The 15,800-nt window shown below is 43.2% G+C and carries 13 protein-coding genes; 12 read left to right on the top strand and 1 reads right to left on the bottom strand.

Features of this window, described 5'->3' with window-relative positions; translation table 11 throughout:
• Nucleotides 1-32: 32 nt before the first annotated feature.
• The gene (locus NSQ76_RS05180; protein WP_341052831.1) at nucleotides 33-2,936 is read left to right on the top strand and encodes a 5'-nucleotidase C-terminal domain-containing protein; all 2,904 of its coding nucleotides are present in this window, start codon (nucleotides 33-35) and stop codon (nucleotides 2,934-2,936) included.
• A gap of 46 nt (nucleotides 2,937-2,982) precedes the next feature.
• Nucleotides 2,983-3,549 carry a class D sortase gene (locus NSQ76_RS05185; protein ID WP_041089565.1) on the top strand — a complete coding sequence of 189 codons (567 nt, stop codon included), beginning with the start codon at nucleotides 2,983-2,985 and terminating at the stop codon, nucleotides 3,547-3,549.
• A gap of 37 nt (nucleotides 3,550-3,586) precedes the next feature.
• Here NSQ76_RS05185 and NSQ76_RS05190 read toward each other — a convergent pair whose 3' ends face one another.
• A complete protein-coding gene (locus NSQ76_RS05190) occupies nucleotides 3,587-4,495 on the bottom strand; it encodes an RluA family pseudouridine synthase (RefSeq protein ID WP_285707658.1) in 909 nt (302 codons plus the stop codon).
• Between the two features lie 109 nt (nucleotides 4,496-4,604).
• Between NSQ76_RS05190 and NSQ76_RS05195 the strand changes: the two genes are divergently transcribed.
• The 10 genes from NSQ76_RS05195 (at nucleotide 4,605) to glpK (ending at nucleotide 15,720) form a co-directional block, all read left to right on the top strand.
• Complete coding sequence (locus NSQ76_RS05195; RefSeq protein ID WP_025093310.1) at nucleotides 4,605-4,952, top strand: DUF5365 family protein; 348 nt, start codon at nucleotides 4,605-4,607, stop codon at nucleotides 4,950-4,952.
• Between the two features lie 311 nt (nucleotides 4,953-5,263).
• Complete coding sequence (locus NSQ76_RS05200) at nucleotides 5,264-5,929, top strand: HAD family hydrolase (protein ID WP_277722216.1); 666 nt, start codon at nucleotides 5,264-5,266, stop codon at nucleotides 5,927-5,929.
• 15 nt (nucleotides 5,930-5,944) lie between these two features.
• Nucleotides 5,945-7,483 (top strand): bifunctional GNAT family N-acetyltransferase/carbon-nitrogen hydrolase family protein, encoded by a 1,539-nt coding sequence (locus NSQ76_RS05205; RefSeq protein WP_012009394.1) that lies wholly within the window; start codon nucleotides 5,945-5,947, stop codon nucleotides 7,481-7,483.
• Nucleotides 7,484-7,825: 342 nt separating this feature from the next.
• Nucleotides 7,826-8,242: a VOC family protein gene (locus NSQ76_RS05210; protein WP_024425308.1), complete on the top strand. Its 417-nt coding sequence runs from the start codon at nucleotides 7,826-7,828 to the stop codon at nucleotides 8,240-8,242.
• 80 nt (nucleotides 8,243-8,322) lie between these two features.
• A complete protein-coding gene (locus tag NSQ76_RS05215; RefSeq protein ID WP_024425307.1) occupies nucleotides 8,323-9,240 on the top strand; it encodes an AEC family transporter in 918 nt (305 codons plus the stop codon).
• A 32-nt stretch (nucleotides 9,241-9,272) separates the two neighbouring features.
• Entirely contained in the window at nucleotides 9,273-10,865 is a 1,593-nt protein-coding gene (locus tag NSQ76_RS05220; protein ID WP_024425306.1) for a PucR family transcriptional regulator, read from the top strand.
• A 255-nt stretch (nucleotides 10,866-11,120) separates the two neighbouring features.
• On the top strand, nucleotides 11,121-12,461 hold the full coding sequence (locus NSQ76_RS05225) for an aspartate aminotransferase family protein (RefSeq protein WP_341052839.1): 1,341 nt from the start codon (nucleotides 11,121-11,123) through the stop codon (nucleotides 12,459-12,461).
• A 158-nt stretch (nucleotides 12,462-12,619) separates the two neighbouring features.
• On the top strand, nucleotides 12,620-13,177 hold the full coding sequence (locus tag NSQ76_RS05230; protein ID WP_024425304.1) for a glycerol-3-phosphate responsive antiterminator: 558 nt from the start codon (nucleotides 12,620-12,622) through the stop codon (nucleotides 13,175-13,177).
• 215 nt (nucleotides 13,178-13,392) lie between these two features.
• Nucleotides 13,393-14,208: an MIP/aquaporin family protein gene (locus NSQ76_RS05235; protein ID WP_024426603.1), complete on the top strand. Its 816-nt coding sequence runs from the start codon at nucleotides 13,393-13,395 to the stop codon at nucleotides 14,206-14,208.
• 15 nt (nucleotides 14,209-14,223) lie between these two features.
• Nucleotides 14,224-15,720, top strand: a complete 1,497-nt coding sequence (gene glpK, locus NSQ76_RS05240) for a glycerol kinase GlpK (RefSeq protein WP_024425302.1) — start codon at nucleotides 14,224-14,226, stop codon at nucleotides 15,718-15,720.
• The last annotated feature ends 80 nt before the right edge of the window (nucleotides 15,721-15,800 follow it).

Genomic DNA, 15,800 nt, shown 5'->3' on the forward strand with positions numbered 1-15,800 from the left:
ATGAGAGATAAAGCTCGGAAGGGGAGGGTCTAATGAAACGTGTTCGATCCATTCGAATGATCTGCTGTCTGGTTTTAGTGATCTTTAGTCTGCAATCCTTACTGCCTGGCATGATCACAGCAGAACAAGCCATTGCGTCTGAAAAGAATGAAACGGTTTGGAACCAAAAGAAGCCAATGAAAATCAAGAAAGCCCGTCAGCTGATCGGAGAGACGGTGACGGTGAGTGGAATTGTGACAGCAGACCAATCGGCTATAGGCAATGGGAAACTGTCAACGTACATTCAAGACAAATCAGCTGGAATCAATATTTATTCAGCACAGCAAAGCAATTTCCCAGAACTAAAAGCAGGCATGAAGGTGACAGTAACGGGGAAGATCACGTCTTATAAAGGACTGATTGAAATTGTGCCGGATCGAGACCGTCTGAAGATCGATGGTGTGAATCAAACTTTGCCAAAACCGAAGCGAGTCTCCGTGAAACAACTAGAAACGGATCAGGCACGTAAACATGAAGGAAAACTTGTGAAGGTCAAAGGCTATGTTGAATCAAAACCAGAGCAGCCGGCTGGCGGTGGATACAATGTAGTAGTCATTGATAAAAAATATCACAGCACCATCCTTAGAGTGATGGTGGATACTAGTGCCATTGATGAAGTAAAGACAGGGAAATGGTATGAGTTTACAGGAGTGTTAAGCAGATATGATACGCTGCAGGTGCTTCCAAGACACAAAGGTGATGTCAGTCTGCAGAAACGCCAGCGGAAGCCGCCAAAAATGAAGAAAGAATACGAGGCAACGGTTGACCGGGTGGTAGATGGAGATACGATTCATTTAAAGAAGCCTGTGCTTGGTACAACAAAGGTGCGCTTTGTGAATATGGACACGCCGGAAACGTACCATAAGCCAAAAAATGAATTAGATCAAAACCAGCTGCGTTTTGGACAAAAGGCGGCGGACTATTTAAATACGCTTCTTTCAAGCGGAGATAAAGTCACATTAAAGATTGGTCCTGAAGCGAAGGACGCCTATGGACGTCTTTTAGCTCAAGTGAAAACTAAAAAAGGGGTCAATACGAATTTAGAGCTTGTGAAAAAAGGATATGCCCCTACGTATTTCATCTGGCCGGTTGGAGATGAAAAGGACTATCAGACGTTCCAAAAAGCGGTCAAAGAGGCGAAAGAAAAAGGGCTGGGCATTTGGAATGAAGCGGATCCGCTGCTGGAACAGCCGTTTGAATTTAGAGCACGTGAACAGAAAAAAGGACTGACACGCTACGTCGGTGATTCATCAGCGAAAACGTACGTATCGCCTGACAGCTGGAAAGAAATCGCTGTAGATAAACGCATCTTTTTTGCTTCAAAAGAAGAAGCAGAACAGGCTGGCTATCAGCCGGCAGAGGAAGCTGGGGAAGTCCCGTTAACCATTTTAAGCATGAATGATTTACACGGAAAAATTGATCAACAATACGAGCTGGATCTAAAAGGTGATGGCAATAAAGGGACGTACGGACGGATGGATTATGTGGCGGCTTATATGAAACAGAAACAAGCAGCAAACAAAAATACGATCACAGTCCATGCTGGAGATATGATAGGCGGCAGCTCTCCAATATCGTCTCTTCTGCAAGATGAACCAACAGTTGAACTCATGGAGAACATTGGTTTTGATGTTGGCACGGTCGGCAACCATGAATTTGATGAAGGGGTGGACGAGCTATTACGTATCATAAATGGCGGAGATCATCCTAAAGGCACAAAGGGATATGACGGGCAGAATTTTCCGCTCGTTTGTGCAAACTGTGAATACAAGGATACAGGCAAACCACTTTTACCTGCTTATGAAATCATGGATGTCGAAGGAATTCCTGTAGCATTTATCGGTGTTGTGACAAAGTCAGCCGCAGGAATGGTCATGCCAGAAGGGATTAAAAACATTCAGTTTACAGATGAAGTCAAAGCCGTAAATGAAGCCGCGAAGGAACTAAAACAAAAAGGGATCAAGGCCATAGCGGTTTTAGCTCATATGACAGCCTCACAAAATGGAGACACCATCACTGGAGAAAGTGCGAAGCTTGCCAAAGAAGGCGATGATGAAATTGATGTCATCTTTGCGGGGCATAATCACGAAGTCGTAAACGGAGAGGTCAATGGGAAATTAATTGTTCAAGCCTTTGAATATGGGAAGGCCATTGGCGAAGTTAATGTAACACTTGACCGGAAAACGAAGGATATTGTCAAAAAGAGTGCAAATATCCAGTACGTAGACCAGTCTGGTATTGAAAAGGACAAGGAAGCAGCCGGCATCCTAGCTCATTACGGGAAAGAAGTTGAGCCGATTATTAGTGAGGTAGTTGGAGAAGCTGGTATCAAAATGGAAGGCGGCTATTCAAATGATGGAGACACGCCGCTCGGTAATTTGATTGCTGATGGCATGAGGTATTCTATGAAAAGTGATTTTGCTATGATGAATGGCGGCGGCATCAGACAAAACCTTGAAAAAGGGCCGATTACGTGGGGAGATCTGTTTAATATTCAGCCTTTCGGCAACGTATTAGTTAAACTTGAGATTAAGGGGAAAGACTTGGCTGAGATCATTGAAGCGCAAATTTCTCCTCAATTTGGACCAGATTATAGCATTTCGGGCTTTTCATATTCCTATGATCCGGTAACATATAAAGTAGTCGACTTAAAGCTGCCAGATGGATCAGCCGTTGTGCTTGATCAAACATATACACTCACGGTGAATAACTTTATGGCAACTGCAACTGGCAGTAAGTATGCACCGATAGGAAGGCTGGGGAAAAATCCTGAAACAGGTCCAGAGGATTTAGAAGCCACTGTCGCTTTTGTGAAGAGTTTTGAAGGAGCTTCCATTGTGTATCAAAAAGAGGGACGCATTCAAAAAGCAAAACAAGAAGAAAAAGCAGCAAGCTAAAGAGCGTATCATCTAAGAGAAATGTAACAGGTAAAGGAGTTTAAGCATGAAAAAGTGGCTTGCACTTACTGTGATGACAGCAGGAATTGTCTTGCTCGGCTGGGGAATTTGGCAAATCGCCTCTACGCACCTTCAAACAGCACAATCATTAGAAGACGCGAAGAAAGCGGTAGCGGACGATCAGGGGATGTCAAAGAAGCAGTTTTCTCCTGATGTGGGGAAAGCCTCTGGCATCCTGACGATTCCGAAATTAAAAGCAGACCTACCCATTGTCGAAGGGACAGATGCGGATGATCTTGCCAAAGGAGTCGGGCATTACAAAGGCAGTTATTACCCTGATCAAAAGGGACAAATCGTCCTATCTGGCCATCGTGACACGGTATTTCGCCGAACAGGTGAATTGAATATTGGCGATCAGCTGAAAATCACTGTGCCGTATGGTGAGTTTGTTTATGAAATCACACATACGAAAATCGTGGATCAGCATGATACATCCATTATTACTTTGCAGAATAAAAAGGAAGAGCTCGTGTTAACGACATGCTATCCATTTCATTTCGTCGGCAATGCACCAGAGCGGTACATTATTTATGCAAAAAGAGCATCTGTCTAATGAAGAAAGAGCCTGCTTATTAAAAGCAGGCTCTTTTTTAATGAATGATCTCGTCCATGAGCTGGGACATATCTAGTGGAAGCGGTGCTTCTATGCTCAGTTGCTCACCTGTAAAAGGATGTGTCATGTCTACTTGTTTGGCGTGGAGAGCGCATCTGTTGATATGATGGCGAGCTCCGCCATAAAGTGTATCTCCGGCTAAAGGGTGCCCAAGACTGCTAAGATGGACTCGAATTTGATGTGTTCTTCCCGTCTCAAGTTGCAGCTTGACGGCTGTCATTTGCAGGCGTTTATTGATGTCCATGACCTGAAAGAGAGTGACAGCATTTTGACCAGTAGGAGAGATTCTTCGTCTGACGGCATGATGCTTGTCACGGCCGATCGCTGCCTCGATAGTGCCTTTCTTTTTCTTGAAAAGTCCTTCTGCGATAGCGATATAGGTTCGGCTGATCGTTTTTTTAGAAAGCATTTGATCAAGCAGAGCATGAGCTAATCTGTGTTTGGCAAAAATGACCGTGCCGCTTGTGTCTTGATCTAGTCTGTGAATATGTCTCACTCGCTTTTCTTCGCCATTTGCTTGAAAATGAAAGGCCACAAGGTTTGCCAGTGTGCCCGTTTGTCCCTTTTCATTCGGGTGCGTTGGTCGTCCAGCGGGCTTTTGCACAATCAATAAGTGCTCGTCCTCAAAAAGCACCTCTAATTCACCATATTCTGGCGTTACATCACTCTCTTCCGTTTCAAATAAATCGATCAGGATGTGATCGCCTGTACTAACCTTTGCCGCGTGATGGGCAGGCTTTTGATTTAAACGTATTTTTTGGTGCTCCATCCAAAAATGGATAATCGGTTTTGAGGCCGACACGGCTGTTTTTAAAAACTGACTCAGTGAAGTGTCATGATCCTGCTCACCTGCTTTTAGCGAGAGCGTGTGTCCGTTAATGTTCATGATATCCGTTCCTCTCTTTGGGTATATATAGGAAACACTTACCTTGGCGAACGCCTTTTTTTCTGTGCTATTCTGAATGGAGAAATAACGACAGAGAGGTAGATGCCACGTGAGAATAATGAAAGCTGCTACAGACCTGCAAGAGCAGGCAATTGAAGAAATATCAAAGGATGTTGAAGATCTTCTATCCCATGCTGTCGGTGAAAACCCAGCTGCGCGTCAACAAGAACGCCCGCTGACCTTTGTTGAAGGGGTATATAACGGAACGATGGACGATGCTTTTCGTATTTTATCGGGACTTCAGCTATTACATACCATTATTGTAAAACCTAAACGCCATATTACAAAGCGTGATCGTGAGCTATTCGAGCGAAACCGTAAGCAGGTCAATGCATGCGGCTTTTCTTTTCCATTTGATTTAGACGATTTTGCCAGCCGCCGTCTTCAAAATGCGTAAAAGTTGGTGTGAACTTCCTTGTTAACTTACAAGGCTGCCGCACATACTATTTTTAAGGGAACGGAGAAACCTTTAGATCTGTAATACCAAACCCGCTCTTTTTCAACTTTGCCTATTTCTCCACGAATCGGAGCGCTTGGATCTCTTGCAGAATAAACCGAACACGGGTAGGAGCCTGACAAAATTGGTACAGGCTCCTTTTATACATAATTATTTTAGCAGACATTCATCTTTGAAAGTCAATTTTATTCACGATATGATAGCATTGAGTATCATATTAAAGACTTTCGTAAAAAAAAGGAGTGGCCTCGTTGGTAAAGGCGATTATATTTGATTTTGACGGATTAATTTTAGATACAGAAACACATGAATATGAAGTTTTACAAGAAATATTTGCAGAGCATGAGTCGGAGCTGCCTCTTTCTGTATGGGGCAACGTCATTGGGACGCAGGCAGGCTTTAAGCCTTTTGAATACTTAGAAAAGCAGCTAGGAAAGACGCTCGATCATGAGGCACTCACAGCGGACCGGCGTTCTCGTTTTCAAAAGAGAATGAAGGATGAATCAGCACGACCTGGCGTAGAAGCTTATTTACAGGCAGCGAAGGAGCTTGGGATCAAGATTGGCCTTGCTTCCAGCTCAGACTATAAATGGGTGTCTGATCACCTGAAGCAAATTGGTCTTTTCGATTACTTTGAATGTATTCGCACGTCAGATGATGTGGAAGAAGTCAAACCAAATCCAGAGCTTTATTTGCAGACCGCAAGCTGCTTAGGTGTAGAGCCAAAGGATTGTGTGGCATTTGAGGATTCAGTGAATGGATCAATTGCTGCCAAACGCGCAGGCATGAAATGCGTCATCGTCCCAAACAAAGTGACGAGCACGCTGCAGTTTGAAGAATATGATGTCAGATTAGAATCCATGGCTGAAATCGAATTGCTCCAGCTATTCCATCAGCTTGAAAAAGAGGATCAGTAAGGGGGCAAAAACATCATGGCAGAAAAACTCGATTTAACGCGGTTTGAAAAAAGAATGGTGATCCGTAATATCCGGGAAGAAGATATTGACCGAATCATCGCCTTGCAGGAGGTATGCTTTCCGGGCATGGACCCTTGGAAACGAGAGCACCTTGAAAGCCATCTTGAGCATTTCCCAGAAGGTCAGTTTTGTGCTGAATTTGAGGGAGAAATCATTGGCTCTTGTTCAAGTTTATTAATTAACTTTGATGAATACGATGACCGTCATACTTGGCAGGACATCACAGATGATGGGTACATCACTAACCATAATCCAGATGGGATGAATATGTATGGAATTGAAGTGATGGTTAGTCCTGAATACCGCCGCATGAAAATTGGCCATCGTTTATATGAAGCAAGAAAAGACTTAGCGAGAAGATTAAATTTAAAAAGCATCATCATTGGCGGACGCATCCCGAATTATCATAAATACCAAGAGGAAATGACGCCTCGTCAATATGTGGAGCAGGTCATGCTTCATCAAATTTATGATCCTGTTTTATCTTTTCAGCTGTTAAATGAATTCAGCCTCATGCGGATCAATCCGAATTACTTGCCGGACGATAAGGCATCGAGCACATATGCTACGTTAATGGAATGGAACAATGTTGATTATCGTCCGCAATCGAAGAGATATTATAAATCGGCATTCCCAGTTCGTATTTGCGTCATTCAATATGCGATGAAACAAATTCATTCCTTCGAGGAATTCATGAATCAGGTGGAGTATTATGTTGATGTCGCATCAGATGCGTCAGCTGACTTTGCCGTATTCCCAGAAATTTTTACAACGCAGCTCATGTCTTACTTAGAGGAGCGCTCCCCAAGTCTTGCAGTGCAAAGGATCACAGAATATACCGAGGACTACATTAATTTGTTCACAGACCTTTCTGTGAAGTACAACATTAACATCATTGGCGGATCCCATTTCGTTGAAGAGGAAGGGAAAATCTACAATATCGCTTATTTATTTAGACGTGATGGAACAATTGAAAAGCAATATAAGCTCCATATCACACCGAATGAAAGAAAATGGTGGGGGATTTCAGCAGGTGATCAGGTTCGGGTATTTGATACAGACTGTGGTAAAATTGCAATCCAAATTTGCTACGATATTGAATTTCCTGAGCTTGCTCGAATTGCAGCTGATAAAGGAGCGAAAATTATTTTTACTCCGTTCTGTACAGAAGACCGCCAAGGCTATTTAAGAGTGCGTTACTGTGCACAGGCTAGAGCGGTTGAAAACCAGATTTATACCGTTATCTCAGGAACTGTCGGAAACCTTCCGCAAACCGAAAATATGGATGTCCAATATGCACAGTCAGCGATTTTTGCCCCATCTGACTTTGAATTTGCAAGAGATGGGATTGTAGGAGAATGTAATCCGAATATAGAAATGGTTGTCGTTGGCGATGTTGATTTAGAAATTTTAAGAAGACAGCGGCAAGATGGAACGGTACGTCAGCTCAAAGACCGAAGAAGAGACGTGTACCATATTGAATATAAGAAATAATGAAAGGAAGCGCCTGTCACAAGGCGCTCCAGCGCACAGACAAACCCTCGCATTCGGTGTCAGGTCTGCGCTCCAGTGCTCACGAATGTTTCATCCGCTCCGGTGCTCGACCTTCCTAGACTGCAAAGGTTTTCTATCACGCTGAAAAGAAGCGCCTGTCACAAGGCGCTTTTTTTTGATTAAGAGACACAGTAGCAGCACGAGCGCTGCTACCTGTTCAAGATTCATCATCATTTTTTACTTAAATAAGATGGAGAGCTTATTTTTTCATGCGATAAAGGGATGCTGGAGCAAAATCTGAATATACTGAAAGGAGATCATGTGTTCAAAAAGGAGAGGAACATGGGACGACAAGCTAAACATTTGTATATCAATTTACCGGTAAAGCATGTCAAGGAATCAAAGGCTTTTTTTGAGCAGCTGGGTTTTGATTTTCAAGAGCAGCTGACGAATGATCAGGCAGCTTGTTTGGTCATTGGTGACACCATTACGGTCATGCTGTTAACCCATAAGCATTTTCAAACCATCTCAGAAAAACAATTGGTGGATGCAAGGCAGGGATCAGAGGTCATTGTCTCTATGCGGGTTGATTCACGAAAAGAGGTCGATGAGCTGGTGGAGCAGGCGATGGCAGCAGGCGGGTCACCGTTTAAGGAAAAGCAGGATCATGGGTTCATGTACGGTTGGAGCTTTCAGGATCTTGATGGTCATTTGTGGGAAGTGTTCTATTTGGATGAGGAGAGAAGCGGCCTTTCATAAGGGTGCTTCTTTTTTATTGTTTAACAGTGGTATGATTATGAGGAAGAATAGGAATTCATCTAGAGAAAAGTAGGTGCAGCATGGAGTTTTTACTTGTCTTACTGCCAGTGTTCGGTATTTTCCTTATCGGGTATATTGGGCAGAAGGCCATTGGTTTTGACATACATACGCTCTCATCAATGTCTTTATATTTAATGTCACCATTTCTTGCGTTTGAAACCTTTTATCAAAACAAAGTGTCGATGGACTATGTGTACCTATCTATTTTTGTCGTCGGACTTTGTCTTTCACTTGTTTTATGTGTCTTTATTTTATCTCGTATTTATGGTTATTCGAAGGAAATGTATTGTGCCATGATTCTGTCGTCAGCATTTATGAACAATGGGAATTACGGCACGCCTGTTGTCCTGCTTGTCTTCGGAGCAGCAGGTTTAGATATTGCCATCGTCTTAATGGTGCTGCAGCAGCTTGTCATGAGTACGATCGGTATGTATTATGCAGCAAAGGGCGGAGAGGATGCAGGGGATGGGAAGGTCGTGCTGAAAAAAGTGCTGCGTATGCCGGTTGCATATGGGGCACTCCTCGGTCTATTATTTCAGCTGATGGATCTTACACTACCTAAAGAGGTGATGACGGGTGTCCAGCTTGTGGGAGATGCCGCCATACCGACGATTATGCTTATTTTAGGCATGCAGCTCGCCGTCATTTCTTTTAAGCAAGTGGATTATCGCAATATTTCTTATGCTGTATTGCTGAAGCTGTTTATCTCACCACTCATCGCATTTGGCTTTACACTCATTTTACCGGTAGATGATCTAGTGAAACAAATTATGATCTTAGTTGCAGCCATGCCGACAGCAGCAAATACCACCCTGATGGCTGTACAATTTCGAACGAAGCCTGAGTTTGTCTCAAGCACGACATTTCTCAGTACCGTTTTAAGCATCGTGACATTACCAGTTTTATTATGGATTTTATCTATGCACCCTCTGGGATAGGGGATAGGCGGCAAACAAAGGGGGACATATCAATGAATGCAGATGTTCATTTTCAAGTGAGTGATGTGTTAAAAACAAAGTATTTTGCCCATGCAAAAGTGTTAGCAGGAGAAAAGGGATTGTTTCGGCAGGTCAAATGGGTCCATGTGCTAGAAGTGCCTGCTGTAGAAGATTTGTTAAATGGGGGAGAGCTCATATTAACCACAGCCGCAGGCTTTCATGATCAATTGGATGTGTTTCAAGCATTTTTAAAACAGCTGATCGATTCTGGTGCGGCAGGCTTATGTATTGAATTTGTTCCGCTCAGATTCGATGTGCCGGAAGAACTGATTGCATATGCAGAAGAAAGAGATTTTCCGCTGATTTTGTTTACAAAAGAAGTGAAATTCGTCAACATCACACAGCATCTCCATACGATGATGATTGAACGCCAGTATCAAATGATGGCTGATTTAGAAGCACTGTCATCAAAGCTGAATGAGCTTTTGCTGACTCCCCATCCGCAGATGGATATTTTGGATCAAGTGTATCAGCACGTAAGGGGCATTCTTTTACTCATTCCTGTTCAGGGGGAGCCGATTATTTTATGTGATTCCTCCAAACAAACCGAAGAGATGGTCATGAATTATTTACAGTTTGCTTCCTTGCCAAAAGGATACGAAGTGACCAAAAAAGAAGTGCTTGCACTCAAGCAGACATTTGCAGACCTTGTGCTCATTCATCAAACAAACACACTCTCAGAATTCGAACTGCTCGTAATGGATAAAGGGGCAAATGCTCTTGCCCAGCAAACGCTAAGAGAGCTTTATACAGAAGAATTGAAGAAGACAAAAGAGAACGAATGGCTGCAAAAATGGTTCCAAGAAGAGCATACAGAAAGAGATATTTTAGAGCATCTTGAAGAAACAGAAGGATTGAAAAAGCCAACCGGCTGTGTGGTGATGCTCTTTCAAAAGCATCATCAAATCGAAGAAATCGCAGGAAATCTATATTTTCTCGTATCGTGCCGCTCTATCTTTCAGCGTGCGGGTTTCCATTTGATTCCTTATGAGCATCAAGGACAAACCTTGTTTATTTTATTGAACACGAGAAAGAAGGAGGATTGGAAAGAGCGTGCAGAGAGGGCTGCGAGTGATATCAAACAATTGTATGAGCGCGAGCAGCCCCGCGGAACTGTGATCAATTTTGGCATCGGTCCATATTGTGAACAGTTTCAGCATATGAGAAAAAGCTTTCAAGCAGCCAAAGAAGTGCTGCATTTAAAGAAAGTGATGCCCCAGCGTGTGGAAAGCCCATTTTATCAAGATTTGCATATGCTCCGTCTCATGCCTGTCATGAAGGAAAGCGGACTGCTTGAATGTATGGTGAAAGAGTATTTGGAGCCTGTCATTTTATATGATAAGCAAAATAGCGGCAGACTTTATCAAACGCTGAATATCTTTTTACAGACAAACGGTTCTAAAAAGGAAACTGCAAGCCAGCTCTATATTGTCAGGCAGACGCTTTATCATAGACTAGATAAACTGCAAGCATTGCTTGGCGAGGATATGATGCAGGCACCGAAACGACAGGCGCTTGAATTTGCGATTCTTGCATATGAATTCCTGCAAGGAAATGACCGTTAACGAGGTATGTTAGATTTGCTAAGCATCCTAGTAGAGTGTCTTACGGTTCTTTTCAATCAGTTGACGATCTGTCTAATGTAATGGGCCCGGCCCCTTTTTTATAATGAAAGTAATGGTTGGTTCTCTCTTACGGGCGGCCTAGTTTCAGTTTCATATGCCTCCCTTTTCAGCCATATAATGAATAGAGGGGCAATGTGCTGCTGAACCGGTTTAAGCTTCTTTAATGATGAAAACGGATACATGGGGGTCGGGAAGATGAAAATACATGAGCAGGCTCAAAATCTTCAGGCGAAAGATGATCAGTTGATCTGGCATCATATGAAAGGGACAAACAAGGAAAATGAAAGCATGGTCATTCACAAGGCAGAAGGCGCATGGGTGACTGATATTCATGGGAATCGCTATTTAGACGGGATGTCAGGTCTTTGGTGTGTAAATGCCGGTTATGGCAGAAAAGAGCTTGCAGAAGCGGCATATGAGCAGCTAAATACAATGCCTTACTATCCGCTGACGCAAAGCCATGTGCCAGCGATTCAGCTGGCTGAAAAGCTAAATGAATGGCTTGGCGGGGACTATGTCATCTTCTTTTCTAACAGCGGTTCTGAAGCCAATGAAGCCGCTTTTAAGATCGCCAAACAATATCATGCGCAAAAAGGAGAGAGCACAAGAACAAAGTTCATCTCCAGGTATCGGTCGTATCACGGTAATACCGCAGCAGCTCTTGCTGCAACGGGGCAGGCGCAGCGTAAATATAAATATGAGCCATTAGGTCAAGGCTTTATCCATGTCGCACCGCCTGATATGTATCGTCATCCTGAGGATCAAGAGACTTTGGCAAGTGCAACGGCAATCGATCAAGCCATGACGTGGGAACTAAGTGAGACCATTGCTGGGGTCATTATGGAACCGATTATTACAGGCGGCGGTATCTTAATGCCGCCAAAAGGGTATTTGAAGAAGGTCAAAGACATCTGTGAGGCTCATGGAGCGCTTCTCATTGTGGATGAAGTCATCTGCGGCTTTGGCCGGACAGGGAAGCGGTTTGGTTTTATGCATGAAGATGTAAAGCCGGACATCATCACAATGGCAAAAGGGATCACAAGCGGCTATTTACCTCTTTCTGCAACGTGCGTGAAACGAGAAATCTATGAAGCCTACGCAGGGGAAGATACGTATGACAGGCTGCGCCATGTAAATACATTTGGCGGTCACCCTGCTTCTTGTGCGGTGGCCCTTGCCAACCTAGAGATCATGGAAACCGAGAAATTAGTAGAACGGTCTGACACACTTGGGCAAGACATGCTTGAACGTTTACAAGAGTTAAAAGAGCATCCATTTGTCGGTGATGTCAGAGGGAAAGGCCTGCTGTTTGGTATTGAACTTGTTCAGGATCAACAGTCTAAAAAACCGGCTGCTCCACAGGTTGTCGGTCAATTGATTGCAGAATGTAAAAAACGCGGACTGATCATCGGGAAAAATGGTGATACGGTTGCCGGCTATAATAACGTTGCCCAGCTTGCACCGCCGCTAAATATAACAGCCGAAGACGCTTCATTTATTATCAACACGCTAAAAGAAAGCATGGCACAGTTATAGCAGAGAGATTTCTCTGCTTTTTTCTATGGGAAGAGCACATACATTAAGATCTGCTAGGTGAAATCGGCATTGGATACACTAGGTGTATTGAAAAATAGAAGAGATTCTATTACTGTTAGGAGAAGACTGAACCAATACACTATAGAAGGAGACGGCATATGAGTTTTCATGATCAACCCATTCTACCTGCTGTTCGCAATATGAAGCAATTTGAGGAATTTTTAAAAAGTCCATTTACATATGGGGTCTTACTTGATGTGCATTTAGGCCGGCTAAAGGGCATTATGAATGAGGCAAATGCCCATCATAAAAAAATGTTTGTCCATGTCGATCTCATTCATGGGATCAAACATGATGAGTATGGAACGGAATTTATTTGTCAGGAAATGAAGCCGGCAGGAATTATTTCTACTAGGTCTTCTGTCATAGTAAAAGCCAAGCAAAAAAAGGTATATGCCATTCAGCGAATGTTTTTACTTGATACAAGTGCGATGGAAAAAAGCATGGAGTTCGTAGGAAAACACCGCCCAGATTTTATTGAAGTATTGCCAGGGGTCGTACCGGATTTAATTACAGAAGTGCGCGAGCGAGCTGGGATTCCAATATTTGCAGGCGGGTTTATCCGTACAAAAGAAGATGTAGAAAGAGCGCTTGAAGCGGGAGCTACAGCTGTGACAACATCGAATACAGCCCTTTGGAAAGCGTTCCAAAAGTGAAAAAGATAAAATGTGAAAATTGATTGACAACGTTTTCATCCTCTGATACTATAGCACTAAGTTAATATCATGTGATGGAGAAACGGAGATCCACAACAGCGCTTTACTAGGTGACAAATGACCCTGATGTAAAGTATGTTTGTTGTGGATCTTTTTTCTTTATCTTTTTTTACACATTCATAGGGGATGGCAACTGAACCAGAGGAGGAATTTTCATGACACCATTTTGGGGTGAAGTCGTAGGTACAATGCTTCTCATTATTTTTGGAGGCGGTGTATGTGCGGCAGTCAATTTAAAGAAATCGCTCGCATATCAGTCCGGCTGGATTGTAATCGCTTTCGGATGGGGATTTGCAGTAGCCATAGCAGCTTATGCAACAGGTGGAATCAGCGGAGCTCATTTGAATCCAGCACTAACAATTGGGCTTGCGCTAGAAGGAAGTTTTCCTTGGGCTGATGTACCAATGTATATTGCCGGCCAAATGCTTGGCGCATTAATAGGAGCTATTATTGTCTTTTTACATTACTTACCGCACTGGAAAGCAACAGACGATCCAGGTGCAAAGCTGGGTGTATTCTCAACTGGTCCTGCGATTCCGCATACTTTTGCAAACGTACTTAGTGAAGTCATCGGTACATTTGTATTGGTTCTAGGAATCTTATCGATTGGTGCAAATAAATTCGCAGACGGAATCAATCCGCTGATTGTTGGATTCTTAATTGTCGCAATTGGTCTTTCTTTAGGTGGAACAACTGGTTATGCAATTAACCCTGCACGTGATTTAGGTCCGAGAATTGCACATGCGATTCTGCCGATTCCAGGTAAAGGTCCATCGAATTGGAAGTATGCTTGGGTGCCAGTCGTTGGTCCAATTTTAGGCGGTGCATTTGGCGGTGTTTTCTACAATGCAGCTTTTAAAGCGAACATCACACCAGCCTTTTGGATTGTAAGCGTTATTTTAGTTGTGGTATTGTTAGGACTCTATGTCTCTACGAAAAATCAAACAAATGCTGTAAATGAAAGTATGTAAGGGGAGGAAAACACCATGGCAAAAGAAAAATATATTCTCGCTTTAGATCAAGGGACAACAAGCTCAAGAGCGATCTTATTTGATCAAGAAGGCAAAATTGCACATACAGCTCAGAAGGAATTTAATCAATATTTTCCGAACCCAGGCTGGGTAGAACATAATGCAAATGAAATTTGGAGCTCTGTTCTATCCGTCATTTCAACTGCTTTAATTGAATCAGGCATTGAAGCAGATCAAATCGCCGGTATCGGAATTACGAACCAGCGTGAGACAGCTGTTGTTTGGGATAAACATACAGGCGCACCCGTTTATAATGCAATTGTTTGGCAGTCTAGACAAACGTCTGGCATTTGTGAAGAGTTAAAAGCGCAAGGACACAATGAAACGTTTAGAAATAAAACAGGTCTTCTCATTGATGCTTATTTCTCAGGGACAAAAGTAAAATGGATTTTAGACAATGTAGAAGGTGCTCGTGAGAAAGCAGAAAATGGCGACTTGCTGTTTGGCACAATTGATACATGGCTCATTTGGAAGATGACAGGCGGTCAATCACACGTCACAGATTACTCCAACGCGTCAAGAACGTTAATGTTCAACATTTACGATCTGAAATGGGATGAAGAATTACTTGAGATCCTTGGCGTACCTGCTTCTATGCTTCCAGAGGTAAAACCATCTTCACACATCTATGGTGAAACAACAGACTATCACTTCTTCGGCAGAAATATCCCGATTGCAGGAGCGGCGGGAGACCAGCAGTCTGCACTATTCGGTCAGGCTTGCTTTGAAGAAGGAATGGCGAAGAATACGTATGGCACAGGATGTTTCATGTTGATGAATACAGGGGAAAAAGCAATTAAGTCGGATCATGGTTTATTAACGACAATTGCATGGGGCATTGACGGTAAAGTTGAATATGCTTTAGAAGGAAGTATTTTCGTAGCTGGTTCAGCGATCCAGTGGCTGCGCGATGGACTGAGAATGTTTAAAGACTCAAAAGACAGCGAAGCCTATGCGGAGCGCGTTGAGTCAACAGATGGCGTATATGTCGTTCCAGCATTTGTTGGTCTAGGCACACCATATTGGGACAGTGATGTCAGAGGCGCTGTATTCGGATTAACACGCGGTACTTCTAAAGAGCACTTTGTCCGTGCAACGTTAGAATCACTTGCTTATCAAACGAAAGATGTTTTAGATGCGATGGAAAAGGATTCAAACATCTCATTAAAAACTTTGCGTGTGGATGGCGGAGCTGTAAAGAATGATTTCTTAATGGGCTTCCAAAGTGATTTGCTGGATGTACCAGTAGAGCGTCCAGAAATTAATGAAACGACGGCACTCGGTGCGGCCTATCTTGCGGGAATAGCAGTTGGCTTCTGGAACGACCGTTCAGACATTGCAAAACAATGGAACCTTGACAAGCGCTTTGACCCTAAAATGGAAGAGGACAGCCGTGACTCGTTATACAGCGGGTGGAAAAAGGCTGTAAAAGCAGCTCAAGCTTTCAAATAAACCAAAAGTATGGTATACTTCAAGTAAGTTAATAGAACGGTTGGAGAACTGGAGAGACCGCAGGCACCGAAGTGTAGAAA

The organism is Bacillus sp. FSL M8-0256, from assembly GCF_038005765.1.
Classification (GTDB): domain Bacteria; phylum Bacillota; class Bacilli; order Bacillales; family Bacillaceae; genus Bacillus; species Bacillus safensis.